Consider the following 24,294-nt stretch of genomic DNA (forward strand, 5'->3'; position numbering starts at 1 on the left):
GGCAGTGCCAATGGATCACGCCACGGGTTCGCCTCCCTGCTGTTCAGGCCATGCCGGGCAGGCGCGGTGGACTGACTGTTTTCACCAGTATCTGATCGCAGAGAAGCGTGAGACGCGTAGCGGCCACGTTTCGCCGCGTGAATCAGATACTTCAGGCCAATAGCGACGTATCGCGCTTCTCTGATGCGCGATACTAGAGCATGATTGCACTGGGCGGAACCTCCAAAGCGCGTGAATCATGCGATCAAATATAGAGATTGACCATTTTCAGCCTGCACAATCAGGCTGAAAATGGTCTATGGCGCGCGGGGCAAAGCGACGGCTGCCAGCGGTGCGGGGACCTGCCGCCTGATCTTTCGATCCATGAACGATGTTTTTACCATACTACCGCCCCAATCGAGGGATCAGGTGTTGCCTGAGACGCACCATCGTCCGAAAACATTTTTTGTTGTTCCTCGCTCCGCTGGACGCCGCGAATGCCGACATTGCAAGGCGAGTCTGCCATCGCGGACGCGGATCGCATCCGCCTTGCCGGGAAAGCCGCGTCCACGGACAATCCTGAAGCCAGCACCCGACGCATTGCCACCCGCCGTCCGCGCCGGCCATTCGGTTCGGCCGTCCTGCATGCGCCGCAGGTGCTGCGGGCGCTGGTGCGGGCCGACGAGATCTGGCTTGTTGTTCTGGCCGCCGTCCTGGGTTGCGCCACCGGTATCATGGTGTGGCTGATGGCCGCCACCACGCAACTGATCCACCAACTGCTGTTCGACATCGGGCCCACACAGCGCCTCAGCGCGATGAGCTATGTCGATCCGCTGCGCACTGTCGTGGTTCCCGCCGTCGGCGGCCTGGTCCTCGGCGTGCTTTCGCTCGGCATCCACCGCTTCCGGCCGCGCCGGACCGTGGACCCGATCGAGGCCAACGCGCTGTTCGGCGGCCGCATGTCGTTGAACGGCAGCCTGATCGTGGTGCTGCAGACCGTCATATCGAATGGCGTCGGCGCCTCGGTCGGGCTGGAGGCCGGCTATACCCAAATCGGCTCCGCGATCGCCTCCCGCTTTGGCCATGCGTTCCGGGTCCGGCGCTCGGACCTGCGCCTGCTGGTGGGATGCGGCACGGCGGCGGCCATCGCCGGTGCGTTCAATGCCCCCCTAACCGGCGCCTTCTATGCGTTTGAGCTTGTCATCGGCACCTACACGCTCGGCACCTTCGCCCCGGTCGCGGTCGCCGCCCTGGTGGCCCAGGCGGTCGTCCGTGCACTCGGCGGCAACATCTTCGACGTCGTCGCGACGGTGCCGTCGGTCATCGACCCGCTGGACTACATCCCGATCCTCGCCCTTGGCATGCTGTGCGCGCTGCTGGGCATCTCCATCATGCGTGGCGTCACGCTGACCGAGGAAGCGTTCCGCCGCAGCGGCGTGCCGGCCTGGTTGCGGCCAGCCATCGGTGGTGTCGCCATCGGCCTGCTGGCGCTGGTCACGCCGGCGGTGCTGTCGTCCGGCCACGGCGCGCTGGGCGCTTCGTTCGAAACGGTGACGCCGCTGAAATGGGTCGTCCTGATGGTCGCACTGAAGGCGACAGCCTCGGCGATCTCCATTGGCTCGGGGTTTCGCGGCGGGCTGTTCTTCGCCTCCCTTTTCCTCGGCGCGCTGCTCGGCAAAGCCTTCGCCGGCGCGCTGGCTCTGGTCAGCACGGCACATGCGGTTTCCCCGGTCGTCTGCGCCCTGGTCGGCATGAGCGGCCTGGCGGTCGCCATCATCGGCGGCCCGTTGACCATGGGATTCCTGGCCCTGGAGGCGACCGGCAGCCTGCCGATGACGGTCGCGGTGCTGGCCGCCTGCGTGGTGTCCTCGCTGACCGTGCGGCGGACCTTCGGCTATTCCTTCGCCACCTGGCGGTTCCATCTGCGCGGCGAGGCGATCCGCAGCGCCGTCGATATCGGCTGGATGCGCAACCTGACCGTGGGACGCATGATGCGGCGGGAAATGCGGACGGTGCGCGCCGAAACGCCACTGCCGGCGTTCAAGCGCGACTTTCCCCTGGGCACCACGCAACGGGTCATCGCGCTGGATGAGGAGGACCGCTACGCCGGCATCGTGCTGCTGCCGGAGGCTCATGCCGATGGCGACGACGATCACACGGTGCGCGACACCGTGCATTATGCCGATACCGTGTTGCTGCCGCAGATGACGATCAAGGAGGCGGTCGCGATGTTCGAGAATGCCGAAAGCGATGCGCTGGTGGTGGTGGACAATGCCGACAACCGGCATGTCATCGGCTTGCTGACGGAACAGTACGCGCTCCGGCGCTACAGTGACGAACTGGACAAGCGGCGGCGGGAGCTATCGGGCGAGTAGATGGCTCGCCAGCGCATCCAGGATCAGCGCTGGTAACCACTCGACATCCGCCGCCAGGGACGGTTCTGGATCTCGCCGTGACCCCAGATGGCGGATCGGCGGCCTGGTCGAGGCCGCGGTGGTCCGCTGACCATTCTGCCACGCAATTGACGATAGCGCCCGGACCCCAGCATGATCGGCCGGCAGCCGTATAGACGCCGGCGGCAGGGCAGCAGGAGCGCACGATGGAGTTCGGCATCTACCATGAGTTCCCAGCCCTGGATGGCCGTCCGGATGCCGATGCTTTCCACAACGCCTTCGCCCTGACGGATGCGGCGGAAGACTGGGGCCTGGACGTCATGTGGCTGGCGGAGCTGCATTTCGATCCGGCCCGTTCGGTACTGTCGGCGCCGCTATGTGTCGCCAGTGCCATCGCCGCCCGCACCACGCGGATGAACATCGGCATTGGCGTGCAGGTGCTGCCGCTGTGCAATCCGCTGCGCATCGCCGAGGAAGCCGCCACGGTGGATCAGATCAGCCGCGGCCGGCTGATCTTTGGTGTCGGCCGCAGCGGCGTCGCAAAGACCTACGAGTCCTACAACATCGCCTATGCGGAAAGCCGTGAACGGTTCGCCGAGGCGCTGGATATCATCCAGGCGGCCTGGGCCAACCCCAGCCTGTCCCATACCGGCCCGCATTTCAGCTTTCGCGATGTCGCAGTCACGCCGCGGCCGTACCGGCCTGGCGGGCCGCCGATCCGCATCGCGGCGACCAGTCCGGATACGTTCGTGACCATTGGCCGCCAGGGCAAGCCGATCTTCCTTGGCATCAAGCATGAGGATGCAAGACAACTCGGCCCGCTGATCCAAGCCTATCGCGAGGCATGGCGCTCCGCCGGCCATCCCGGCGCCGGCGCGGTCTATCTACGCGCCCCCGGCTATCTGGCCGCGACACACGCAGCCGCCCGCGCGGAGGCCGAAGCCAGCCTTATGCACTATTATCATGACCAGGCCGCGTTGGCCCTCGACTCCGCCCGCAGACCGGGTGTGGATGGCGCGGAAAAGCGCATTGCCGCGGCGGAACGGCTGCACGCGATCACCTATGACGACGCACTGCGAGGCAGTGTGCTGATCGGCACCCCGGATTCGGTTACGCAGCGGATTAGCGCACTGCGGGATGATCTGGGCCTGGATGGGGTGATGATCGAGATGAATTGCGGCGGCAAGGTGTCGCATGTCCAGCAGTTGCAGGCGCTGCGCCTGTTGTGCCAGGAGGTGATGCCCGGTTTTCGCTGAAGGTCGCCGGTGCCTGGCCTGCCGCTTTTCCAATGCGTTGCGGTCGCTCACCACCGACATCCTGGTAAAGCCTTCGCGCGGGCTTTCCTGGCTAAAGGCAATCGGCTGACATCGGCGCCGTCAAAACCGCCGGCCGGTGCTGGAAGCCAGGCGCTGGTAGCGGCCCCGTGCCAGCCGGCGGCAGCCAGCGATTTAGAATTCCCAGCGGTTCAGAATTCGATATCCAGTTCATCGATCTGTTCCGGCTCATGCTGCGCCGCGGCGAACCATTCCCGCATGTCCGGCCAAGCCAAAATTTGCTGGCAATAGCGTTCACAAACGGCCTCCATCTTGACATCGTAGCTGCGGAAGCGGGTGACGACCGGCGCATACATCGCGTCGGCGATGGAGGGCGCCTTGCCGAACAGCCACGGCCCTTTCCAGGTGGTGATGCACTCGCGCCATATCTCGGTAATGCGATCGATGTCCGCCTGGACCGCCGACCAGACAGCGAAGTCCGGCCGGAACAGGCGCAGGTTCATCGGCAGGGCTTCTCGCAGCGCGGCGAAGCCGGAATGCATCTCCCCCGAGATCGACCGGCACCGGGCCCGCGCCAGGCGATCGGCCGGCAGCATGTTGGCAGCCGGAAAAGCCTCATTCAGGTATTCGGCGATCGCCAGCGTATCCCAGATCGCCACATCGTCGTGCATCAGCGCGGGAACGCGGATCGACGATGACTGCATCAGCAATTCACGGCGGTTGGCCGGATCGTTGGGATCGACCACCTTCTCCTCGAACCGCAGGCCGGCGAGGCGCGCCAGCAGATAACCTCTGAGCGACCAGGAGGAATAATTCTTGCTGCTGATGAGCAGTGTCGCGCCGGCCATAGTGACAATCCCCCGATGGCATTCTACCTATCAATATAATGACGGTAGTGCCGCAATGGCGAGGGTTTGTGTTAGGGCTACGACGAACGGTTGACGGGAGCTGCGGCACGCAGCAGGCAATGCTCTATAAATTCTATCAGGCGCAGGCTGACCTGCTGTATCCTGCGCGTCAGATGGCCCGGTTGGGTGCTGGCCTGGCCAGGGCGATGGACATCGGGGACTACACCCCGAGACTGCTGCGGCAATTTGGCGCCGCCTGCAGCCTGCTGGCTGAAAGCGCCTTGACGCATCACCGACCGGATTATGGCTTCAGCAACAGCCGGCTGGGCAACGGCATTGTGGGTGTGACCGAGGAAGTCGCCTTCGACACCCCGTTCGGCAGCTTGCTCAGGTTCAAGAAAGATACCGATACCGTGCAGCCGCGGGTGTTGGTCGTGGCGCCGATGTCCGGCCATTTCGCCACCTTGCTGCGTGGTACGGTGTCCGTGTTGCTGCCGGACCACGATGTCTACATCACCGATTGGAAGAACGCGCGCGACATACCGCTGTCCGAAGGCATCTTCGGCTTTGATGAGTATGTCGATCACCTGATTCAATTCCTCGAGGTGATGGGCGAAGGCAGTCACATGATCGCCGTTTGCCAGCCGGCGGTCGCGGGCCTCGCCGCGACTGCGGTGATGGCGGAAGCCGGCAACCGGGCGCAGCCGCGCAGCCTGACCTTGATGGCCGGCCCGATCGACACGCGGTCCAATCCGACCAAGGTAAACGAACTCGCCAAGTCGCGTCCGATCGAGTGGTTCGAGAAGAACCTGATCGCAAAGGTTCCCTGGCGCTATCCAGGTGCCTTCCGCCGGGTCTATCCGGGTTTCCTGCAATTGAGCGCGTTCGTCAGCATGAACCTGGACCGCCACATCAACGCCCACATGGCCCAGTTCCGGGCGCTTGCCTGCGGCGACGTGGTGGCTTCCGAGGCACATCGCAAGTTCTATGCGGAATACGGCGCGGTCATGGACCTGCCGGCGGAGTTCTACCTGGAAACCGTCAAGCGGGTGTTTCAGGACCACGACCTGCCATTGGGCCGTCTGACCTGGCATGGCCAGCCGGTGCGTCCGGAGCGGATCCGTCGCACTGCGCTGCTGACGGTCGAGGGAGAGCGTGACGATATCTGTGCCATCGGCCAGACCATGGCGGCGCTGGACTTGTGCACCGGCCTGCGCATCAGCCAGAAGCGGCATCACCTGCAAACCGGCGTGGGGCATTATGGCGTGTTCAGCGGCTCGCGCTGGGCGCGGGAGGTTTATCCCAAGGTGCGGGCCATGATAGCGGTGACAAATCAGTAGCAGGACCGCCGAACCTCTGGCCGCCGAACCTCTGGGCCGCCGGGCTTCTGGGCCGCCCGGCTTCTGGGCCGCCCGGCTTCTGGACTGATTGACCACTGTTCCGGCTCTGCGGCGCGCGAGCCACTGGCATTGGGTCGGCCGTCCGATACCAGCGGCTCGACCGGCTAGAGCGGTTTCCGATCGGGTTGCTCCACCTTGAACCCGTGTGACCGGGGCGACCTTTCCTCGCGTGCTCGGTCGCCCGGCCCTGACGAGTTGGCGCAACCTGATCGGAAATTGCTCTAACCGGCCTGCGCGCCGGGTTGGTGGTGCGGCCGCGCGAGAAATCAATCAGATGCCCACGGCCGTTGACCCGGCTATTATGGCTCAACACCACGTGCCGTTGTTATGATACAACGACAGCGTCACCCTCCGGCGACGCCAGCTTCAAAATCGGCCTGCTCTGCATAATGCGGTAAAAAGCTTGGGAATAGAACAAAGTGGCTGCCTTCACCCGCGCGCTCGAAGCGCTGCTCCACCTCCTCGCCCAGCTCGGTGAGCTTGTGCTCGCCGGCATCCTCGCCATCGAGCTGTGGCTGCGTGCCCAGCTCAGTCAGCTAGGCGTGTCCCCGCCGATCCAGACAGTGCTGCTGATCGCGCTCGCCGTCCTGCTGATCGTGGCGGCGCTGCGGCTGTTCGGCGGCCTGATCCGGGTCGCCGTCATCCTGATCCTGCTGCTGGTGGTCATCCACGTCCTGCTGCCGGTGCTCCAGCATCAGGCGCCGCCGCCCGGCTGAAGCACTGCGGCGGGGCCTGATGCTGGCCTGTCAGCAGACAAATACTGCAAGCCGTGCAGCGGGATGGCTCGGGTCAACATGGCGGTGCCAATCGTCGGCGCCTGGTCAACCCGGACACAGGCTGCCGACCGGCCGCAGTGGAAAGACACCGCTTCGCCCCGCGCCTCAACTGTTTGCGCGTATATACATATAGCTGCTGCCATCTACGCTGCCGAAGGAAACCGACAGACGGCCGCTGCTCAGGTCGCCCTGGCTGTAGCCGACCAGCGTCAGCGACGCGGTCGGCACGCCGGGCGCCGTGGCGTGCAGCGTCAGCCCGGTGTAGCCGACAGCCCCTTGCCCATCCACCCAGTTCAGCGCGAAGTCCTGCGGCGTGACGCCAAACACCGTCGCGGCATCGCCGGCGTGGAAGTTGCTGACCGTGCTCCAGATGTCCGCCGGGGCGGCGCGGTCATCGACGAAGAATGTGTCCGTCCCGCTGCCGCCGGTCAGGAAGTTGGAGCCGGTGCCGCCGTCCAGCACATTCGTGCCGCCGGTGACGGCGATGGCATCCGTGCCGGCGCCGGTATGAATGAACCAGTTGTCCGTGCTCGCCGTGACATTCAGGCTGTCGCTGGTGGTGTTGACATACTGCTCCTGCAGGCCGCTGACGGGGCCGCTATAGGTCTGCCCCGCGCTGGGCAATTGCTGGTTCGTCGTGGTATCCTGAACAGTCAGACCGGGTGTTCCCGGTGTCACCGTGACATTCGTGCCGCCGTTGCCGTCCGAGGCCAACTGGAACACATCGCCGAGATAGTTTCCCGCCAGTTGCTGCGTCGTGACGCCGCTGTCGTTGGTGATCGTCAGGATGTCGTTCAACGGGTCCAGCGTCGCCGTCGCGCCGGCAAAGCCGACGGCTTTCAGGTCGACCGTGCCGTAAGGGTTCAATACCGTCCCCGTGGCGACGCCGCCGGCCTGCACAAACTCGATCCCGCCGCCGTTCACCGTGGTGCCGATGGCGGTGGCGCCGGAGCCGACTGACTGGCTGCCGCCGCTGTCCAGCACCGTGCCGCTGGCGGTGGCGGCGGCGAACAGGATTTCCTGCCCGCCGTTCAGCACGGTGCTGCCGATCACCGTGCTGCCGGAGGATACCGTCTCGATACCCGATGTGCTCACCAAGGTGTCGATGGTGGTGCCGCCGAGGAAAACCTCGTCATAGGCCGGTCCGCCTGACGTGCTGCTGAAGACGGTGCCGCTTTGCGGCACGCCGGCCGAACCCGCTCCACCGGGCGCGCCACTCAGGACCGTGCCGCTCGCGATGCCGCCATCCACCAGAAGATAACCCGAGATCACCGCCGTGGCGCCGGCTGCTCCACCATGCTCCACCTGGATGAAACCGCCGTTCAGCACCGCGCCGCTGGCGCTGGCGCCCGACGTCAGGTCGATGTAGCCATTGTTGACTACCACGCCGCTGGTCGCGCCGCCGGTCAGCGTGCCACCATCGACCTGCGTGTTGGCGGGTACGATGGCGCCGGCATCCAGCGTGACCGTGGTGCCGGCGCTGATCACGGCAAGCCCGAGAACCTGCCCGGCGCCAATGGTAAGCTGTTCGGTGCCGCCGCTGTTCACCACGTCGGTGGCGGTGCCACCCGCGTTGACCGTCACAAGCCCGCCGCTCCCGATCGTCGTACCCGTCGCCGCACCACCGGAAGCAACCGTGAGTTCCAGGAACCCGCCGCTGGTGGCGTCAAGCACCGTGCCGCTGGCGACGCCGCCCGAGGCAACCAGGAACTGCGCCGCATCACCGCTGCCGGCGGATATCACCGTATTGGCGGCAATGCCGCCCGCATCGACCTCGAATTGCGCGGTCCCGCTGCTGCTGGCGTTCACCATCGTGTTGCTGGCGACACCGCCGTTCGACACGGTCATCGTCCCGCCTGCATCGACGGTGATCGCGGTGGCGGAGCCGCCGGACAGAACCTCGAAGGTATCACCGGCGCCGACGGTAATGCCGCTGCTCGTCTGACCGCCGCTTACGACCGTGGTCGTCATGAAGGTGCCTCATTTGTAAACAGTAACAAGCAAAACGACGCGCCGGCAGCCGACGCGGGAAAGCGATCAGACGGACAGGATCAGCGTCGTTTTGACACACGCTCGCGGCGAGCAAGCACCGGCTAGTCCGGGAAAACAGGCCGCAGCGACGTGACACGGATATTCACATGAACTTGCACGTGCCGCAACAGCAATTATTCTGATTTAATATATAAAATTACACGATGACGTGATCCTAGAGTGCCGGTCAGGCCATCCATCGCAGACCACACGCCCGCATCATGGTCGTACGCCTGCACCAGCCACGACATCAAGACGGTGGCGTGGGCCTGCAACCCGTCGATGTGCGGGCGCTTGCTCCGCCCCGGCCGCCTTGCCAGGCGGACCAGCCGCGCTCAGATCACGCCGCTCTCCCGCAGCCGCTTCAGTTCCTCCGGTCCGACGCCGCACAACGATGCCAACAGGTCTTCCGTGTGCTCGCCCAGCAGCGGCGGCCGCGTGACCTGCGCCGGTGAGTCCGACAGCTTGATCGGGCAGCCAACTGTCTGGAACGTGCCGCGCGTCGGGAAGTCGACGTCCACGATCATCTCGCGCGCCCGCAGATGCGGGTCGGCCAGCACCTCCCCGGTATCCTGGCACGCGCCGCTCGGCACCCCCGCCTCCCCCAGTCGCCGCATCACCTCGTGCTTGTCGCGCTGCCGGGTCCAGGCGCCGACGATCGCATCCAGCGCCTCCCGGTTCTCCCACCGCGCCTCCGGCGAGCCGAACCGCGGGTCGTCCGCCAGTTCGGGACAGCCGAGGACACCCAGCAGCGGCCGCCACATCTGCGGCTGGGCGAAAATATAAACGTGGTCATTCGGTCCGCCGGGCGCGCAGGGATAGGTTGTTCCGGGCACAGTACGGCCAAGCTGGTTGCCGACGCGCGGCGGCGGGTGGCCGAACCGCTGGTGGTCGCGCAGGCTGACGCGGATCAGGTTGACCACGGCATCCTGCATGGACACCTCCACATGCTGCCCCTTCCCGGTCGCGTGCCGCTGCTGCAACGCCGCCAGGATGCCGATCGCCATGTGCATTCCGGTGCCGGAGTCGCCAATCGCCGGAAACACATAGGTCGGCGGGTTCTCCGGGAAGCCGGTCACCGCCATCGCCCCGCCCATCGCCTGGGCGATCGGCTCGAAGCTCTTGTAGCCGCTGTACGGGCCGTAGGTGCCGAACCCCTTGATCGTTGCGTAAATCAGCCGTGGCGCGAGCTGCGCCAGGTCTTCATATCCCAGCCCCAGCCGATCGAGCGCGCCCGGCCCGAAATTCTCCAGCAGCACGTCGGAAGACGCCATCAGCCGGCGAAACAGCGCCTTGCCGTCCCCGGTCTTCAGATCGAGCGTCAGGCTGCGCTTGTTGGCATTCAGCATCAGAAAGAACAGACTGTCGCTGTCGGGCCTGTCGCGCATGTTGGTCCGCGCCACGTCGCCGCCCTTGGGTTCCTCCAGCTTGATCACGTCGGCCCCCAGGAAAGCCAGGATCTGCGCGCAGGCCGGACCGGCCTGGTTGTGCGTCATGTCGATGACGCGGATACCGTTCAAGGCCTGGCTCATGTGATGCTGTCTCCTGGTTTTGATTATCGTGGACGGTCCGCCGCCAGCAGCAGGAACGCCGGACGGCGGCGTTCCTCGTGCAGCGCCGGGCGCGCCGCCAGCAGCGCGGCACTCTCCGCCTCCGGCTCTTCCAGCCGGACCAGCAGCAGGCCAGCATCCAGCAGCGCGTTCACATAGGTCTCGATGGTGCGGTGGTATTTCACCACGCCGTCGACGAACCACTGCACGCGCCGTTCGCCCTCGTCGCGATAGCGGTCCACCGGCCAGTGTGCCGGCGCGCCATCGGCCCCCGAATGCCACTCAGACGTCCCGCGCGCGGTGTAGATCGGATGCTCGACGGAGAACGCCAGCCGCCCACCCGGCGCCAGCCAGCCGGCGAAGCGGCGGACGATCGACCGGTAATCCGCGATGTAGTGCAGCGCCAGCATCGACACCACCAGATCGAAGCCGGCCTGGTCCGGTTCGAACGCCTCCAGCGACGCCTGCCGATAGGTGATGCCGGGATCGTCGCCGCGCGCCCGCGCCGCGGCCAACATGTTCCCGGACAGGTCCACGCCGATGACTGAACGCGCGCCCCGGACCCGCGCTTCCCGCGCGAAGTGGCCCAGGCCGCAGCCCAGGTCCAATATCCGCCGTCCCGCCAGCGGCGGCAGCAGCCGCTGGAACGCCGGCCACTCCAGCGCCGCCCCAAGCCCCTCGACCGACCGGGGAAGCCGAGCGTAGCCGGCGAAGAAATCGGCATTGTCGTAGATGTTCTGCTCGGTCATGACGTTTGGTTGCCGATTCGAACATCCGTTGCGGGCGTGGTCCGTGGCTCCATCAGTTCAATCCGGTTGCCAAAAGGGTCATCGACATACACGCTGTCATAGCCCGCGAGCGGCTGATCCGCCACGACGTCATGGCCGGCGCCTCGCAGCTTCGCGGCAAGCGTTCGCAGATCATGCACGACGAAGGCCGGATGTGCCTTCCGCGCCGGCCTGAAATCCTTCTCCACCCCCAGATGGACCTTGAGGAAACCCCGCTCGAACCAGCATCCGCCGCGTGCGGCGAGATGCGGCGGCTTGGCGACTTCACCTATGTCCAACATGTCTTGATAGAATGCTCTCACGTCATCCTCCCGGCCAGCAGGCATGGCGAGTTGGACATGGTCTAGGTAACGCACCTGCATATCGATACCCTGGCATGTTGATACCCTGAACGTTTAGAGCATGATCGCGCTGAGCGGGACGTTACAAAGCGCGTGAATCATGCGATCAACAAAGGAGCTAGGCCACTTTCACGCGGTGCAGCCTGAAAGTGGCCTAGACGCGGCAGCCTGTCCCGCCACGCGCTGCCAATCAACCGCCCGAGTTGACCCACGGCGGTCATCCGCGGGAGGATCATGCTGGCGCAGCACTTGGCACCACCGGCTGTGCCGACCCCGCCGGACAACGCGGTGCGCGAACCTCAACCCTTGCCGAAGGCTTGATCCATGGACCTGACCGCATTTCGCGCCTCGATCGAAGCGGCTGAACCGCCGCCCGTCTCGCTGCCCCTGCAAGCATTGTGGTGGGACGCGAAGGGCGACTGGGCGAAAGCCCATGAATGCGCCCAGGCCGGCCCGGGACCCACAGGCGATGCCGTGCACGCCTATCTGCACCGCAAGGAGCCTGACCTGGCGAACGCCCGCTACTGGTACAACCGTGCCGGGCGTCCGCCGGCGACCGACAGCCTGGCGCGGGAATGGGACGCACTGGCGGCGGAGTTCCTGGCCGGCTAGAGCATGATCGCGCTGAGCGGAACGTTCAAAGCGCGTGCATCATGCGATCAAACAAAGCGCTAGACCACTTTCACGCTGTACAGTCAGCCTGAAAGTGGTCTAGTATCGCGCATCATTCTGTCGCCTGATCAGGTTCAGCGGCGGTCGTCATTCAGCGAGAATGAACTCTCGAATCGCGCCAAGGACACGGCCGGGATTATCGGCAATGACGTCGTGGCCGCAGTTTTCCAGGCGCTCGAAGCGGACCAAATGAGGCGAAATGCATTGCGCCGTCATTTCGCTGAGCGAGATCGGCGTGATCGGGTCCTTCTCTCCACCCATCATCAGCACGGGACACGCAATCCTGGCCAGCTCGTGGCGAAAGTCCATGCGACCCTGCTCGTTGCCCGGACCGTTGAAATAAGCCGCGACCTCCGTCTTTATGATGGCCCGAGCCAGCCTTCCATTCGATGATGCATCACGGCGCTGATTGTAGAACGGCATGCATTTGGCAATGTAGTTGGCTCCCCCCTCGGCGGTGGGATTGGTCCAATAACTTTCGGCCAGGGCGCCGATTTCGGCGCCGCCAAGGCGTGTGAACGTCTCGAAGACAAGGCGGAAATCCATCTTCGCGACAGTGCTCAACAGGATAAGCTTGCCGGGATGTTCGGGATACCGCGTTGCGTAGGCCTGGGCCACGAAACCGCCGAATGACAGACCGCAGACGATCGGTTTGACAATCCCGAGCGCGTCGCAAAGCCCTTTCACGTCGTCGCCCCATTGGGCGAGAGTCCAGGTTGCCGGATCAATTCCCGTGCTGCGGCCGTTGCCGCGGTGATCGTAGTAGACGATTTGCGCGACATCGCTTAAGGCGGAAAACGCGGGTTTGAAGCCGGTGTGGTCGAAGCCGGGACCACCATGCAGCAAGACAAGGGTCGGCTTTTCGCGCATTCGATCGCCGTCGGGGATCAGGCCGGCGTTCTCCACATCGACGTAAAGTTTGGCACCGTTCACTTCGACAAGCATGGACTGAATACCTTGGTGGCTGTGAAGCGATTTTGCTCGTGCCTGACTTTCCGCGCGCTCCGCGCCAAGCCTATGCGTTTCCCGTCGGCGGCCATCGCCTGAGCTTGTTGTCGTGTGACCCAAGAAGTTTGCGCTGTCAAAGCCTGAACCGCTTGCCGACCGCGGTGGGAACGAGCTTGTCACCGTATGCGGCCGCGAGCGCACCGAGTGCCCGCCAGCCCGTGCAATGGCCAGCCGCAATCAGCGCCAGGTTGAACGGGGCGAGGGCCTCCACGGTCTGCGGAATGATCGCCTCGGTTTCGCCGGAAAGGTGAAAGCCGCCAAGCACGCCATGGATGGGGATATCGGGAAATCGGGCGCGGGCCTCGGTAAGCACGTTGATCAAGCCGGCGTGCGAGCAGGCGGTAAAGACCACCAGGCCCTTGCCGGCGACGTGAACGGCGACGAAACGCTCGTCCATCAGCAGTTCATCGGGCTCCCAGACGCCCTCTGCGGTCTGCCGGTGCTGGCCGGGAAGCCCGTGCTCGAAGCCGCTGAGACGAGGGATCTCGCCGCTGACGTAGAACGCGCCTTCAAGGATCGACCGCGCCTCCGTCGTGACGACAACCTCGGCGCCGCTCCCGGTCAGGATGTCGACGCCGGGAACCAGCTCCATGGGGCGGACGCCGCCGTCGGGGAACTTGATACCGCGCAAGGCGAACATCTCGGGATGCATGTAGGTAGGGACGGGTTTGCCGCCGTTGTGCTGCGTGATCATTTGCAGGGCACGCGGCATGGCGCCGGCATGGTCCCAATGGCCATGCGAAAGCACCACCGCCTCCACCGCGCCGAGATCGGCGCCGAGGCGAACGACGTTGCGCTCGAATACCCATTCCTCGGGACCGGTGTCGAACAGCAGCGTGTGGGCGGCGCCGCCGGTGCGCGCCGTCAGCAGGCAGGACAGGCCGTGGGCGGCGCAGCAGAGGCACTTGCCGGAGAGCCATTTCATGCCGCGACGCCAGTTGCCAGCGAACTCGGTTTCGACAAAGGCAGGGGTCGAGGACAGGCTATCGGTCGTGTTGTCGATCAGGACGGTGATTTCAAGCTGGTCGATAGGTTGCATCAAGCGCTACCCTTTCGGAACGTGGTGGCGGTGACTCTCGTGTCGGTTAGAGTGGTTTCCGATCGGGTCGCTCCGTTTTGAACCCGTCATGGCCGGGCGACCGAGCGCGCGAGGGAGGGTTGTCCCGGCCATCTTCGTATCAACGACGGGGGCGGACAGCCGTGGGACGAGCCCGGCCATGACGAATTGGTGCAACTTGATCGAAAATCGCTCCAGTCGCTACGTGGTTGATCGCTGATAACACAAGCTCGCCTCCATGGTATCCGACAGACACGCGGTATCACGCTCCGCCCACCGTGGCGGCAGCCAACCCGCCCGCGCGCCACTCAAGAGCTGAACCGGGCACGATACGCCTGCGGCGTCGCCGCCAGCAGGCGCAGGAAGCTGCGGCGCATGGTCTCCTCCGACCCGAAGCCGCAACGCTGCGAGATCCGCTTCACCGGCAGCCGCGACTCCGACAGCAGTCGCCGCGCCGCTTCCACCCGCAGCCGTTCCACCGCTCGGCCCGGCGTCAGCCCGGTCGCCGCGACATAGTGTCGGTTGAAACTACGCTCGCTCATTCCCGCCTGACCGGCCAGCACCGGAAGCGAAATGTCATCGGCCAGATGCCGGTTGATCCACTCGTGCAGCGCGCCAAATTTGTCCTCCGCCGTTTGCAGCGACAGCGTCGCGCTGAACTGCGCCTGCCCGCCCGGGCGCTTCAGGAACACCACTAGGTAGCGCGCCACCGCCAGTGCCACGTTACGGCCCAGATCCTCCTCCACAAGCGCCAGTGCCAGATCGATGCCGGCCGTCACCCCCGCCGAGGACCAGACCGGGCCGTCCCGCACGAAGATCGGATCAGGCTCCACCCGCACCGCGGGGAAGCGTCGCGCAAGTTCGGCGCAGTACCGCCAGTGGGTCGCGGCGCGCCGCCCATCCAGCGCGCCCGAGGCCGCCAGCAGGAACGCTCCGGTGCAGATCGAGGCGACGCGACGGGCCTGCCTCGCCCGTTGCCGCACCCAATCGACCAGCACCGGGTCCACGGCGGCCGCTTCGACGCCCTCGCCGCCGGCGATCATCAGCGTATCCACGGCCGTCCCGATCGGCGGCAGCGGCTCCGCCACCAGTGCCAGCCCGGCCGTGGCGGTCACGCCCCGGCCGCCTTGCGCCACGATCCGCAGCGCATAGGGCGGCGTTCCCCCCGCCGCGGCGACGTGATCGTTGGCCGACGCGAAGACCTGAAGCGGCCCCGTGACGTCGAGCAACTGCACGGACGGGTAGGCAAGCATTTCGATCGCGCGGGCCATGTTTGGCGCGGAAGGAGGGGTTTTTGGCATTTCCGCCAGACCGTGCCGGGATAGCTTCGCGCTGTCCACCCCTGCCCTTCAACCCGGAAATTCCCATGATCCCGCATGACACCCACCTGCAAATCGGCTCCCTGCTGTTCGAGGAATTGGACCAGATCGACCTGACCGGACCGTTCGAGGTGCTGTCGCGCATTCCGAACGCGACCTATCGCATCTACGGCAAGACGGCCGGACCTGTTCGCGATGTGAAGGGGTTGCGGCTGACGCCGGATGCGGCCCTGGCCGACGCCCCGCGGCTCGATGTGCTCCACGTGCCGGGCGGCTTTGGTCAGGAAGCCCTGATGCAGGACACCGAGGTGCTCGACTGGATCCGGCAGCAGGCGGCAGGCGCGCAAAGCGTCTTCTCGGTGTGCACGGGTGCCCTGCTGTGCGGCGCCGCCGGCCTGCTCATGGGACGTCGAGCGACAACGCATTGGGCCTCGTTCCACCTGCTGCCGTTCTTCGGTGCGATTCCGGTGAACGAACGCGTGGTGGTGGACGGAAACTGGATCTTTGCCGCCGGCGTCACGGCCGGAATCGATGGCGCCCTGCGCCTTGCCGCGGCGTTACGTGGCGACGACGCCGCGCGGGCCATTCAGCTCGACATGGTGTACGCGCCGGAGCCGCCCTTCAACAGCGGCACACCCGAGACCGCCCCCGCCGCGATCCTGGAACGGGCGCGGCAATCCTTGCGGAGCATCACGGCGCGGCGGGAAGCCACCGCCCGGCGTGTCGCTGCCAGCCTAGGCATCGCCGCTCCCGCAGCCCCGGCTGATCAAGTTCCATGAACACGTTGCGCACCAAGGAGGTTTGGCGGGAAACGAGGGAGAATTGGCACTTTCGCCAGCGCCTGCTTGCCCAAATCGGGTTCTGCTGATGCTGGACAGCGGGCTCTCCGCACGAAGGTCAGCGATCGCTGACCTTCTTCAACCTCGATCGGTTCGGCGGCATTCGTCCCATGACCAACAGCGGCGACGATCGCCTCGACCCGCTGCCGCCGCGCGGTCGCTGCATTAATCCACTTGAGCCAGGAGCATGGCATGACCACGATCACCTTCACGAAAACCGCCCCACCGGAATGGCTGCTCGCGATGTGGAAGGAAATCGACGACAAGACCTTCGGCAAGGGATTCGATTGTTTCGCGGAACATGCGGTCTGCAACCTCGGCGTTGCGGATTGGCATGGACGCGAGGCGATCCGTCAAAATCTGCGCGACTTCATCGACACCGGGTTTACCGCGCATCACGACGTGGTTGAATACTGGGATAGCCCATCGCTCAAGATCTTTCATGGCACCGTGGCAATGAAATTCGATGACCCCGGCATGGAGCCCGCGCAGCCTTCCATGGCCCATTTCTTCTACATGGACAAAACCGATCCATCCAAGGTCATCCGCTGGGTTGGAGCGGTAGGCCCCACCGGCTTCTAATACCAGCAGTCCAAGGATACCATGTAGCCGAAGGAGCAAACGGGTAATCGAGCGGTGCCGGCACCTTGACCGGCTGCCGCCGAAACAGACTGACAGCGGAGGTTCGTGGTGTTGATCCCGGCTCGCCGGGTGTGGCCGATACCGGACTGACGGCCTTGGGCGATTTGCACGCCGGAGGAAACGTTCACGTCCGAAGGGTCACACAGCAGCGCTCAAGTCAAACCGGTCTATCCGAAGAAGGTTGATCGTCACCCGCATCAGACAGTCAGCCGGCGGCGAGCCAGGCAGATGGCTCGACAATCCGCCAAACCCCCTGTGCAACGATCCCAATGAACGGGTCCAGGTCAAGGCTTCACCGGCTTTAGCACGAACTCGTCCTTTGGCTTGGGCAGGTCCACTGTGTTCTTGTCCCTGGCGTCGTTGCAGTTACGCAAGACGTCGCCTGCCGCCAACACTTGCTAGTCCCTCGCCATCCGGTCCGAGGTAGTGTGTCACTCACTGCATCGCGGCGCGACCGCCTCAGTCGCGGGCGTGGACAGATCCTGGGTCCGCGGGCCAGAGGCGCCAGACACGCCCGAAGCTGAAGCGCTTTCCAATCAAGTTGCACCACTTCGTCATGGCCGGGCGACCGAGCGCGCGAGAGGGTCGTCCCGGCCATGACGGGTTCAAAACGGAGTGACCTGATCGAAAGCCGCTCTAGCGCGGCTCGCTCTTCACGCCGCCGGAACGACGCGGAGCACCACGCCCTTGCCCCGCACCTCCGCCTCCTCGAAGTCGGCGGCGCTAATCGCCCGGTCGAGCGCGGCGCGCAGCTCCTTCGCCGTCTCCAGCGTCAGCTCGACCCCCGCCCGCGCACCGGGATCAAGGTCCGCGTTGATGAAGTCGAGCGTGATGACGTCGCCCAGCGGCGCATGGCGCGCGTGGTCATAAGCAACCACCGCCCGCGATAGCGGGAACCATGCGTCCCCGCGCTTCGCCATGCCCTCCGCACGCGCGATCTCGATGATGGAGGTGCACATGTCCGGCCCTCCTACTTCGCCAGATACTTGCCGAAGAAGGCGAATATCTTGCTCCAGCCATCCATCGCCTGCTCGGGCCGATACAGCGGCCGGTGCCAATAGAAGAAGCCGTGGCCGGCACCATCGTAGCGGTGGAACTCATACGTCTTGCCGAGCTTCTTGAGCTCGGCCTCGTGTTGGTTCACTTGCTCGGGGCTCGGTGCGCGGTCGTCGTTGCCGAACAGCCCAAGCAGCGGGCAACTCAGGTCCTTCGTCATGTCGATCGGTGCGACTGGCGTCTTCGCGTTGAGCTCCTCCGGGCCCATCACCACGCGGCCACCCCATTGTTCGACGCAGGCATCGACGTCCTTCCGCTGGCAGGCATAGATGAAGGCGTGCCGGCCGCCCGAGCAGGAGCCAATGAGACCGACCTTGCCGTTGCAATCGGGCTGCGCGCGCATCCACTTCACGGCGGCTGCGGTATCGCCGACCATCTGCGAGTCGGCGATGCCGCCCTCGGCGCGCACCTTGGCGGCGACGTCGTCAGGGTTGCCGTCGCTGCCGCCACCCTCGCGCTCGTAAAGGTTGGCGCAGATCGCCAGATAGCCGTGATGCGCGAACCGACGCGTCGTCTCGATGTAGAGCTCGCTCCAGCCCGGAAGATGGTGGATAAGCACGACGCCCGGAAACGGGCCAGCACCAGATGGCCTGGCCACGTAAGCCGTTATCGGCGTTCCTTGGTCGCCGTTGATGGTTACATTCTCGCAGGTCATGCCTCGGTAGAATGACATTGATCTTCCTCCATGGGACTGGGTGTTGGGCCTTCATCTGGCCATCGGAGCGCCGCACCGTCGGGGTGAACGCGCGGTGCTGCCCGAGGTCGTCGTGCCACCACTATTCAACGGTCGCACAGCGCGCGCAACAGCAGGCAGGTGTCAGACGCAATGCTCGGCCCACAAAGCGGTCGTCACCGCACGGATACAGCCGGACAGCAACATGATCTCACGCGAACGCGTGGTCCGGAAACGGGGGGCCCGTCGCAATCTCGGCCCCCGATATGCCGTCTCATCCGTAATATTCTGGTCGGTTGATATCCGTGATGAGGCCGATCTCCCTCGGCTCCCACCCGAGAACCTCTCTGGTCTTCTCACTCGAAACGGGTCCACTGCCCGTCACCCAGATCGCCAGGCCGCCGAAGTGCTCCTCTGCTTCTTCGCGCGTTATGGCCTTCGCGGGCACGCCGACTTGCCGACCAATCGCCTCGGCCATCAACCTGAACGGCACGCCTTCGGCAACGGCATGATACGCCTCATTCCCCGCACCCCGCTCAAGAGCGAGGCGGAAGACACACGCCGCATCCAGCCGGTGCACGGCCGGCCAGGGGTTCTGTCCGTCCCCGACATAGGCGGAAATGCCCTTCTTGCGGGCGATCTCGGCAAGCTGTGGAACGAAGCCATGACGCTCTCCCACTCCGTGGACCGAGCACGCGGGGCGAACCGTGGATGCACGGATTGTGCGCTCCGCGAGCGCAAACGCCGTCTGCTCCGACGCGCGTGGGTATTCGGGAATGACGGCCGGCCTCGCGTCCTCGGTGAACGTCTCTCCGGCAGGCAACGTCCCAAGGCCGCTCGTCACCACGATTGGCCGGCCCGATCCGGCGAACACCTCTCCGAACGTCTCGATTGCTGTGCGATCTTTCTGACTAAACTTCTCGTAATCTGAAAAGTTGAGGCCGAACGCCGTATGGATCACCCCATCGGCATCGGCGGCGCCTTGTCGAAGCACGTCCAAGTCGGTGAGAGAGCCGAGCAGCGGCGTGATGCCGGCGGCGAGCGCCTCACCGCTCTCCTTCGAGCGCACCAGACCCACGACCGGGTGGCCCGCATCGATGACTTCGCGGGCGCTGACAGTAACTGACATACATAGTCTGTCATTCACTGACAAGGTAGAGAGGTTGCCGATGGCGAAGAAAGAGGATGACGTGCGCACTCGCCTGCAAGGCGCGGCGTTGGAGTTGTCCCGCGAGCGCGGCTATGAACGGACCACGGCCGCTGAGATCGTCGCACGGGCCGGCGTGACGGAACGGACCTTCTTCCGCCACTTCCCGGACAAACGGGAGGTGCTGTTCGACGGCGAGGCCATGGTGCGGGCGGCGCTGACCGCCTCGATCGCCGACGCGCCGGCCGGGCTCGGACCGCTCGACACGCTGTTCGGAGCGTTCCGGTCCTTCCAGCCAGCGCTTGAAGACAACTGGTCATATGCAAAGCCACGCCACAAGGTCATCTCTGCCACGCCCGCGCTCCATGAGCGCGAGCCGGCGAAGATCGCTGCGTTGACCGATGCGCTCACCGCTGCCTTGAAGGCGCGAGGTGTTGCGGACCTTCGCGCTGTTCTCGCGGCCCGAACCGGCATGGCCGCGTTCGTGCATGCTACGCTCTCTTGGCTGAACGACCCGACCGCGGTTTGGCGAGCGTATCGATCTCGCCCTTAGCGAGCTGAAAGCGCTTTTGACCAAAAGCGGCTAGCGTCGGCGGAGGTCTGTCACCAGCCGGCTACCTGGCCCACCGGCAGCATCCGGGTCGTACCCGGACATCGTGGGCGCAGCGCTCAAGGCATGAAACGGGAGGCGGGTTGTCCGTCAAGGTTGATTTGCCGGACAGAACGGGCAGGCTGTCCGGTCACGGTTCGTTTGGCGGACAGCTATGCTGCAAGGTTGGCGTCCGGTCGCGCAGCCTGCTAGGCGCCACGGCGCCCGCGCCAATGACGCCTTACGGCGGCGCGGTGGCGTAGATCGCGTCGATTGTTCGGGTCAGGCTCTGCCGCCAGTGCGGCAGGCTGACATCGAACACATCCCGCAGCCGGGTGCAATCCAGCCTCGAGTTGGCCGGCCGCTTCGCCGGCGTCGGCCAATCGGCGGTGGCGATCGAGGCGACCTGGGGAATTCGGGTGCCATGGCTGGCGGCGTCCTCGAATGTCGCGACCGCCAAGCCATACCAGGTGGTCGCACCGGTGCCGGCTGCGTGGAACACGCCGTGGTAATTCGGCTGCCATCCGGTGCGATCCAGGCGGCGGGCGATGACCAGGATGGCATCGGCCAGATCGTCGGCGGTGGTCGGACAACCGTGCTGGTCGGCGACCACGGTCAGCCGGTCGCGGCTCTTGCCAGCGGTCAGCATGGTGCGAACAAAATTCCTGCCGGTCGTGGCATAGACCCAGGCGGTGCGCAGGATGATCGCGTTGGCGCCGGCCGCCAGCACCGCCTGCTCGCCGGCCAGCTTGCTGGCGCCATACACCCCCTGCGGCGCAACCGGATCGGTTTCCACGTATGGCTCCAGCTTGGTGCCATCGAAGACATAGTCGGTGGAGACATGGATCAGCGGGATGCCGGCGTCGGCGCACAGCCGCGCCAGGATGGCCGGACCGTCGCGGTTGGCGCGCCAGGCGGCCGCGACATCCCGCTCCGCGGCGTCCACTGCGGTGTAGGCGGCGGCATTCACCACCAGCCGAGGGGCGGCGGCACGAAAGCTGGCCTCGATCGTCTCCGGCCGGTCGAAGTCGAACGCCGGGCGTCCCACGCGTCGGACATCGGCGCGGCCCGCCAGAGCGGTCGCCAGTTGACCGGTGCCGCCGGTGACGAGGATGCGACGATCAGATGTCGTATCCCGACTAGACATGGAACCAGTCCGCGCAGTCCGCCAGCCTCGGCAGCAGCTTGTCCTTGTCCGACAGGATGACGGTGTCAGCCGACACCGGCCATTCGATGCCGATATCGGCATCGTTCCAGATCACCCCGCGTTCCGCCGATCTGTCATAGTCGGCGGTCACCTTGTAGATCACCTCGGTTGCCTCGGTCAGCGTGCAGTAGCCGTGCAGGAAGCCGACCGGGACCCAAAGCTGCGACCAGTTCTCCGCGCTCAGGATCACGCCGACATGCCGCCCGAACGTCGGTGAACCATGGCGCGCATCCACCGCCACGTCGTAGATCGCCCCCTTGACCACGCGCAGCAGCTTGCCTTGCGCGTTCGCGCCGATCTGGCAGTGCAGGCCGCGCAGCACGCCCGCCGCGGTCGACACGGCGTGGTTGTCCTGGACAAACGGACCGGGGATGCCAGCCTCGGCAAATCGACGGTTGCTCCAGGTCTCCGAAAAGAAACCGCGCGGGTCCTGGAACCGGGCCGGCGTGACCAGCTTCACATCGGGGATCGCGAGCGGCTCGACCTTCACTCCATTTCTCCCACCGCCAGTTCCATCAGCACGTGGCCCAGCTCGGTCTTGCCCAGGTGGGTCGCGTGATCGCGCAGCCGGTCGGCGTCGATGAAGCCCATGCGGAACGCCACCTCCTCCGGGCAGCCGACCAGCATTCCGGTGCGCGACTGGATGGTCTGCACGAAGGTGGCCGCCTGCAGCAGGCTGTCCGGCGTGCCGGCATCCAGCCAGGCGCAGCCGCGCGAAAGCTTTTCGACGTGCAACGTGCCCAGGTCGAGGTACACCCGATTGAGGTCGGTGATTTCCAGCTCGCCGCGCGCCGAGGGCCTGATCTGGCGAGCGATATCGCTGACGTGCCTGTCGTAGAAATACAGCCCGGTGATCGCCCAGTTGCTGGTCGGTGCCGCCGGCTTCTCCACCAACTCCACGGCTCGCCCCGTCGCATCGAAGACGACCACGCCATAGCGCTCGGGGTCGCGGACCTGATAGGCGAAAACGCTGGCGCCCATCGACCGGCCGGCGGCGGCGCGCAGCAGCGCGGACAGATGGTCGGCGTGGATCAGGTTGTCGCCCAGCGCCAGCGCGCAGGCCTCGCCCGCAAGCCAGTCGCGGCCGATCAGGAAGGCCTGGGCGATGCCATCGGGTTTCGGCTGCACGGCATACTCGAAGCGGACGCCAAAGCGGCTGCCGTCGCCCAACAGCCGGCGGAACTGCGGCAGGTCGTCCGGGGTCGAGATCAGCATGATGTCGCGGATCCCCGCCAGCATCAGCGTGGACAGCGGGTAGTAGACCATCGGCTTGTCGTAGACCGGCAGAAGCTGCTTGGACGCCGCTAATGTCATCGGATGCAGCCGCGTGCCGGAGCCGCCCGCGAGCAGAATCCCCTTCATGCTGCCTTCCCTTGGGCGGCTTTCGCTTGAGCTGCTTTCCCTGGGACTGCCTTCCCTTCGGCCGCTTTCCCTGGGGCCGCCATTCCTAGCCTTTGGCCGGCATAGCGGGCGGCGCGGATATCCTGCCACCAGGTGCGATTATCCAGGTACCAGTCAATCGTGCGGGCCAATCCCGTTTCGAAATCATGCGGCGCCTTCCAGGCCAGCGCGGCTTCGGTGCGGGACGGGTCGATCTCGTAGCGGAAATCATGGCCAGGCCGGTCGCTCACGTAGCGGATCAGACGCTCCCTTGAGCCGGCGTGATCCGGGAGCCGCCGATCAAGATGGGCGCAGATGGCCTGGACGACCTGCAGGTTGCTGCGGGGCTGGCGGGCGCCGATCGCATAGGTCTCGTTCGGCACCCCCTGTTGCACGATCCGGACCAGGGCTTCGGCATGATCCTCGACGAAAAGCCAGTCGCGCAGGTTCGAGCCATCGCCGTAGACCGGCAGTTCGCAACCCGCCAACGCATTCAGCGTGACCAGCGGGATCAGCTTTTCCGGAAACTGCCAGGGACCGTAGTTGTTGCAGGTGTTGGAGACAATTGTCGGCAGGCCGTAGGTATGGCCCCAGGCGCGGACCAGATGGTCGGATGCCGCCTTGCTGGCGGAATAGGGGCTGCGCGGATCGTACGGTGTCGATTCGGTGAATGATGGGTCGCCGGATTGCAACGCGCCGAAGACCTCATCGGTCGAGACATGATGAAAGCGGAAGGCGGCTTGCCGAGCTGTGTCCAGGCCGGCGTGGTGGCGGCGGGCGGCTTCCAGCAGGGTAAAGGTGCCAACGACATTGGTGTGGACGAAGTCACCCGGATCGTCGATCGAGCGGTCCACGTGGCTTTCCGCCGCCAGGTGCATCACCGCGTCGGGGTCGTGCGCTTCGAACACCGCCCGCATCGCCCCCGCGTCGATGATGTCCGCCCGGATCAGCTTGTGGCGGTTGTGGCCGACGCCTTCCTCCAGCGCATCCTCCGACGCGGCGTAGGTCATCTTGTCGACGTTGATGACCGTATGTTCGGTGTGCCGGAGCAGGTGGCGCACCACGGCGGAGCCGATGAATCCGCATCCCCCGGTCAGCAAAAGCTTCATGATCCGGAACACCCTCGCGATTTCTTGTGGTGCCTGCCGTAACATCAATTTGGTCGGCGCAGCAATCGTAAGCTGCATCGGCTTGCAACAATCCCGGACCTTGAAGGGGGCGCCTGCCGTGCCGCCGCATGATCAAGCGATGGGCCGGGATGGAACCGCTTGTCGCGCTAGCCGCGACGGTTTTCTCGGTGCCGATGGCGACCGCGGCGGCGTCAC

Annotated in this window: 24 protein-coding genes; 8 read left to right on the plus strand and 16 right to left on the minus strand. The window is 65.3% G+C overall.

Features of this window, described 5'->3' with window-relative positions:
- The first annotated feature begins 476 nt into the window (after window positions 1-476).
- Together ACQY4S_RS23525 and ACQY4S_RS23530 are read left to right on the plus strand one after the other, a co-directional pair.
- The gene (locus ACQY4S_RS23525; RefSeq protein WP_428487619.1) at window positions 477-2,354 is read left to right on the plus strand and encodes a chloride channel protein; all 1,878 of its coding nucleotides are present in this window, start codon (window positions 477-479) and stop codon (window positions 2,352-2,354) included.
- A 224-nt stretch (window positions 2,355-2,578) separates the two neighbouring features.
- Entirely contained in the window at window positions 2,579-3,628 is a 1,050-nt protein-coding gene (locus tag ACQY4S_RS23530) for an LLM class flavin-dependent oxidoreductase (protein ID WP_428487620.1), read from the plus strand.
- A gap of 209 nt (window positions 3,629-3,837) precedes the next feature.
- On the opposite strand, the gene ACQY4S_RS23535 is transcribed toward ACQY4S_RS23530, so the two are convergent.
- Complete coding sequence (locus tag ACQY4S_RS23535) at window positions 3,838-4,494, minus strand: glutathione S-transferase family protein (protein ID WP_428487621.1); 657 nt, start codon at window positions 4,492-4,494, stop codon at window positions 3,838-3,840.
- A gap of 119 nt (window positions 4,495-4,613) precedes the next feature.
- Between ACQY4S_RS23535 and ACQY4S_RS23540 the strand changes: the two genes are divergently transcribed.
- The gene (locus tag ACQY4S_RS23540; RefSeq protein WP_428487622.1) at window positions 4,614-5,834 is read left to right on the plus strand and encodes a polyhydroxyalkanoate depolymerase; all 1,221 of its coding nucleotides are present in this window, start codon (window positions 4,614-4,616) and stop codon (window positions 5,832-5,834) included.
- A 479-nt stretch (window positions 5,835-6,313) separates the two neighbouring features.
- Window positions 6,314-6,610 (plus strand): hypothetical protein, encoded by a 297-nt coding sequence (locus ACQY4S_RS23545; RefSeq protein WP_428487623.1) that lies wholly within the window; start codon window positions 6,314-6,316, stop codon window positions 6,608-6,610.
- Window positions 6,611-6,775: 165 nt separating this feature from the next.
- Here ACQY4S_RS23545 and ACQY4S_RS23550 read toward each other — a convergent pair whose 3' ends face one another.
- The 4 genes from ACQY4S_RS23550 to ACQY4S_RS23565 all read right to left on the minus strand — a co-directional run bounded on the left by ACQY4S_RS23550 (window position 6,776) and on the right by ACQY4S_RS23565 (window position 11,401).
- Window positions 6,776-8,641, minus strand: coding sequence for an AIDA repeat-containing protein (locus tag ACQY4S_RS23550; protein ID WP_428487624.1), 1,866 nt, complete (start codon window positions 8,639-8,641; stop codon window positions 6,776-6,778).
- Between the two features lie 395 nt (window positions 8,642-9,036).
- Window positions 9,037-10,233: a formyl-CoA transferase gene (locus tag ACQY4S_RS23555; RefSeq protein WP_428487625.1), complete on the minus strand. Its 1,197-nt coding sequence runs from the start codon at window positions 10,231-10,233 to the stop codon at window positions 9,037-9,039.
- 23 nt (window positions 10,234-10,256) lie between these two features.
- Window positions 10,257-11,000 (minus strand): class I SAM-dependent methyltransferase, encoded by a 744-nt coding sequence (locus ACQY4S_RS23560; protein WP_428487626.1) that lies wholly within the window; start codon window positions 10,998-11,000, stop codon window positions 10,257-10,259.
- The gene (locus ACQY4S_RS23565; RefSeq protein ID WP_428487627.1) at window positions 10,997-11,401 is read right to left on the minus strand and encodes a VOC family protein; all 405 of its coding nucleotides are present in this window, start codon (window positions 11,399-11,401) and stop codon (window positions 10,997-10,999) included. Before ACQY4S_RS23565 ends, ACQY4S_RS23560 begins: the two co-directional genes overlap by 4 nt.
- 303 nt (window positions 11,402-11,704) lie before the next feature.
- Here ACQY4S_RS23565 and ACQY4S_RS23570 point away from each other — a divergent pair, with 303 nt between their 5' ends.
- Window positions 11,705-11,992: a hypothetical protein gene (locus ACQY4S_RS23570; protein WP_428487628.1), complete on the plus strand. Its 288-nt coding sequence runs from the start codon at window positions 11,705-11,707 to the stop codon at window positions 11,990-11,992.
- A 147-nt stretch (window positions 11,993-12,139) separates the two neighbouring features.
- Here ACQY4S_RS23570 and ACQY4S_RS23575 read toward each other — a convergent pair whose 3' ends face one another.
- The 3 genes from ACQY4S_RS23575 to ACQY4S_RS23585 all read right to left on the minus strand — a co-directional run bounded on the left by ACQY4S_RS23575 (window position 12,140) and on the right by ACQY4S_RS23585 (window position 15,388).
- On the minus strand, window positions 12,140-13,201 hold the full coding sequence (locus tag ACQY4S_RS23575) for an alpha/beta fold hydrolase (RefSeq protein ID WP_428487629.1): 1,062 nt from the start codon (window positions 13,199-13,201) through the stop codon (window positions 12,140-12,142).
- A complete protein-coding gene (locus tag ACQY4S_RS23580; RefSeq protein ID WP_428487630.1) occupies window positions 13,134-14,099 on the minus strand; it encodes an MBL fold metallo-hydrolase in 966 nt (321 codons plus the stop codon). Before ACQY4S_RS23580 ends, ACQY4S_RS23575 begins: the two co-directional genes overlap by 68 nt.
- Before the next feature lie 326 nt (window positions 14,100-14,425).
- Window positions 14,426-15,388 carry a GlxA family transcriptional regulator gene (locus ACQY4S_RS23585; protein WP_428487631.1) on the minus strand — a complete coding sequence of 321 codons (963 nt, stop codon included), beginning with the start codon at window positions 15,386-15,388 and terminating at the stop codon, window positions 14,426-14,428.
- 95 nt (window positions 15,389-15,483) lie between these two features.
- Here ACQY4S_RS23585 and ACQY4S_RS23590 point away from each other — a divergent pair, with 95 nt between their 5' ends.
- Window positions 15,484-16,215: a DJ-1/PfpI family protein gene (locus tag ACQY4S_RS23590; RefSeq protein ID WP_428487632.1), complete on the plus strand. Its 732-nt coding sequence runs from the start codon at window positions 15,484-15,486 to the stop codon at window positions 16,213-16,215.
- Here ACQY4S_RS23590 and ACQY4S_RS23595 read toward each other — a convergent pair.
- Window positions 16,203-16,487: a hypothetical protein gene (locus ACQY4S_RS23595; protein WP_428487633.1), complete on the minus strand. Its 285-nt coding sequence runs from the start codon at window positions 16,485-16,487 to the stop codon at window positions 16,203-16,205. The two genes, ACQY4S_RS23590 and ACQY4S_RS23595, sit on opposite strands and share 13 nt — an antisense overlap.
- Between ACQY4S_RS23595 and ACQY4S_RS23600 the strand changes: the two genes are divergently transcribed.
- Window positions 16,468-16,857: a hypothetical protein gene (locus tag ACQY4S_RS23600; RefSeq protein WP_428487634.1), complete on the plus strand. Its 390-nt coding sequence runs from the start codon at window positions 16,468-16,470 to the stop codon at window positions 16,855-16,857. The two genes, ACQY4S_RS23595 and ACQY4S_RS23600, sit on opposite strands and share 20 nt — an antisense overlap.
- A gap of 713 nt (window positions 16,858-17,570) precedes the next feature.
- Here ACQY4S_RS23600 and ACQY4S_RS23605 read toward each other — a convergent pair.
- From ACQY4S_RS23605 to ACQY4S_RS23615, 3 genes are all read right to left on the minus strand, one after another.
- Window positions 17,571-17,876, minus strand: coding sequence for a DUF6295 family protein (locus tag ACQY4S_RS23605; RefSeq protein ID WP_428487635.1), 306 nt, complete (start codon window positions 17,874-17,876; stop codon window positions 17,571-17,573).
- Between the two features lie 11 nt (window positions 17,877-17,887).
- The gene (locus ACQY4S_RS23610) at window positions 17,888-18,628 is read right to left on the minus strand and encodes a dienelactone hydrolase family protein (protein WP_428487636.1); all 741 of its coding nucleotides are present in this window, start codon (window positions 18,626-18,628) and stop codon (window positions 17,888-17,890) included.
- Window positions 18,629-18,920: 292 nt separating this feature from the next.
- Window positions 18,921-19,775: an SDR family oxidoreductase gene (locus tag ACQY4S_RS23615; RefSeq protein WP_428487637.1), complete on the minus strand. Its 855-nt coding sequence runs from the start codon at window positions 19,773-19,775 to the stop codon at window positions 18,921-18,923.
- A 40-nt stretch (window positions 19,776-19,815) separates the two neighbouring features.
- On the opposite strand from ACQY4S_RS23615, the gene ACQY4S_RS23620 reads away from it, so the two are divergent.
- A complete protein-coding gene (locus ACQY4S_RS23620) occupies window positions 19,816-20,346 on the plus strand; it encodes a TetR/AcrR family transcriptional regulator (protein WP_428487638.1) in 531 nt (176 codons plus the stop codon).
- A 277-nt stretch (window positions 20,347-20,623) separates the two neighbouring features.
- On the opposite strand, the gene rfbD is transcribed toward ACQY4S_RS23620, so the two are convergent.
- The 4 genes from rfbD to rfbB are packed head-to-tail and all read right to left on the minus strand — an operon-like array spanning window position 20,624 to window position 24,078.
- On the minus strand, window positions 20,624-21,529 hold the full coding sequence (gene rfbD, locus ACQY4S_RS23625; protein WP_428487639.1) for a dTDP-4-dehydrorhamnose reductase: 906 nt from the start codon (window positions 21,527-21,529) through the stop codon (window positions 20,624-20,626).
- The gene (gene rfbC, locus ACQY4S_RS23630; protein WP_428487640.1) at window positions 21,522-22,079 is read right to left on the minus strand and encodes a dTDP-4-dehydrorhamnose 3,5-epimerase; all 558 of its coding nucleotides are present in this window, start codon (window positions 22,077-22,079) and stop codon (window positions 21,522-21,524) included. The genes rfbD and rfbC overlap by 8 nt, the downstream gene beginning before the upstream one ends.
- Window positions 22,076-22,951 (minus strand): glucose-1-phosphate thymidylyltransferase RfbA, encoded by an 876-nt coding sequence (gene rfbA / locus ACQY4S_RS23635; protein WP_428487641.1) that lies wholly within the window; start codon window positions 22,949-22,951, stop codon window positions 22,076-22,078. The genes rfbC and rfbA overlap by 4 nt, the downstream gene beginning before the upstream one ends.
- A complete protein-coding gene (gene rfbB, locus ACQY4S_RS23640; RefSeq protein ID WP_428487642.1) occupies window positions 22,948-24,078 on the minus strand; it encodes a dTDP-glucose 4,6-dehydratase in 1,131 nt (376 codons plus the stop codon). The genes rfbA and rfbB overlap by 4 nt, the downstream gene beginning before the upstream one ends.
- Window positions 24,079-24,294: the final 216 nt, after the last annotated feature.

Origin of the sequence: Rhodopila sp. (genome assembly GCF_965276935.1) — a bacterium.
GTDB lineage: Bacteria > Pseudomonadota > Alphaproteobacteria > Acetobacterales > Acetobacteraceae > Rhodopila.

Bases quoted from the DNA above. Each gene is read 5' to 3' on its own strand.
- ACQY4S_RS23590 (WP_428487632.1), top strand. From the start codon at position 15,484: ATGATCCCGCATGACACCCACCTGCAAATCGGCTCCCTGCTGTTCGAG.
- ACQY4S_RS23620 (WP_428487638.1), top strand. From the start codon at position 19,816: ATGGCGAAGAAAGAGGATGACGTGCGCACTCGCCTGCAAGGCGCGGCG.
- ACQY4S_RS23560 (WP_428487626.1), bottom strand. From the start codon at position 11,000: ATGACCGAGCAGAACATCTACGACAATGCCGATTTCTTCGCCGGCTAC.
- ACQY4S_RS23600 (WP_428487634.1), top strand. From the start codon at position 16,468: ATGACCACGATCACCTTCACGAAAACCGCCCCACCGGAATGGCTGCTC.
- ACQY4S_RS23550 (WP_428487624.1), bottom strand. From the start codon at position 8,641: ATGACGACCACGGTCGTAAGCGGCGGTCAGACGAGCAGCGGCATTACC.
- ACQY4S_RS23585 (WP_428487631.1), bottom strand. From the start codon at position 15,388: ATGGCCCGCGCGATCGAAATGCTTGCCTACCCGTCCGTGCAGTTGCTC.
- ACQY4S_RS23555 (WP_428487625.1), bottom strand. From the start codon at position 10,233: ATGAGCCAGGCCTTGAACGGTATCCGCGTCATCGACATGACGCACAAC.
- ACQY4S_RS23540 (WP_428487622.1), top strand. From the start codon at position 4,614: ATGCTCTATAAATTCTATCAGGCGCAGGCTGACCTGCTGTATCCTGCG.
- rfbD (WP_428487639.1), bottom strand. From the start codon at position 21,529: ATGTCTAGTCGGGATACGACATCTGATCGTCGCATCCTCGTCACCGGC.
- ACQY4S_RS23615 (WP_428487637.1), bottom strand. From the start codon at position 19,775: ATGTCAGTTACTGTCAGCGCCCGCGAAGTCATCGATGCGGGCCACCCG.
- ACQY4S_RS23570 (WP_428487628.1), top strand. From the start codon at position 11,705: ATGGACCTGACCGCATTTCGCGCCTCGATCGAAGCGGCTGAACCGCCG.
- ACQY4S_RS23530 (WP_428487620.1), top strand. From the start codon at position 2,579: ATGGAGTTCGGCATCTACCATGAGTTCCCAGCCCTGGATGGCCGTCCG.
- ACQY4S_RS23605 (WP_428487635.1), bottom strand. From the start codon at position 17,876: ATGTGCACCTCCATCATCGAGATCGCGCGTGCGGAGGGCATGGCGAAG.
- rfbB (WP_428487642.1), bottom strand. From the start codon at position 24,078: ATGAAGCTTTTGCTGACCGGGGGATGCGGATTCATCGGCTCCGCCGTG.
- ACQY4S_RS23580 (WP_428487630.1), bottom strand. From the start codon at position 14,099: ATGCAACCTATCGACCAGCTTGAAATCACCGTCCTGATCGACAACACG.
- ACQY4S_RS23535 (WP_428487621.1), bottom strand. From the start codon at position 4,494: ATGGCCGGCGCGACACTGCTCATCAGCAGCAAGAATTATTCCTCCTGG.
- rfbA (WP_428487641.1), bottom strand. From the start codon at position 22,951: ATGAAGGGGATTCTGCTCGCGGGCGGCTCCGGCACGCGGCTGCATCCG.
- ACQY4S_RS23565 (WP_428487627.1), bottom strand. From the start codon at position 11,401: ATGCAGGTGCGTTACCTAGACCATGTCCAACTCGCCATGCCTGCTGGC.
- ACQY4S_RS23610 (WP_428487636.1), bottom strand. From the start codon at position 18,628: ATGACCTGCGAGAATGTAACCATCAACGGCGACCAAGGAACGCCGATA.
- ACQY4S_RS23525 (WP_428487619.1), top strand. From the start codon at position 477: ATGCCGACATTGCAAGGCGAGTCTGCCATCGCGGACGCGGATCGCATC.